A 421-nucleotide genomic window follows, 5' to 3' on the forward strand; every position below is an offset into this window, starting at 1 on the left:
GTCAGCGTAACAGAACTTCCCGCACACACTTCACGCAAGCCAACACTCTTCTCCATCTCTGGTAAAGCATTTACCACTACATGAGCAGTATCAACACTTACACAACCTTTGGCATTGGTTACAGTATAGCTAATCACTGCGTTACCAGCAGCTACACCACGAACTAATCCATTATTATCTATTGTAGCAACACTTACAGCACTGCTGCTCCATACACCAGTTCCACCAGTTGAGCCGTTGGTCAGCGTAACAGAACTTCCCGCACATACCTCACGCAGGCCAACACTTTTCTCCATCTCTGGCAAAGTATTTACCGCTACATGAGCAGTATCAACACTTACACAACCTTTGGCAGTGGTTACACTATAGGTAATCACTGCGTTACCAGCAGCTACACCACGAACTAATCCATTATTATCTA

General features: G+C 45.1%; 1 protein-coding gene. It reads right to left on the reverse strand.

What is annotated here, in order from left to right:
- A partial coding sequence (locus IEY13_RS29975) for an Ig-like domain-containing protein (protein WP_188959466.1) occupies positions 1-421 on the reverse strand: 421 nt, incomplete at both ends.

This window comes from Filimonas zeae, assembly GCF_014641615.1.
In the GTDB taxonomy this organism is placed as follows: Bacteria; Bacteroidota; Bacteroidia; order Chitinophagales; family Chitinophagaceae; genus Filimonas; species Filimonas zeae.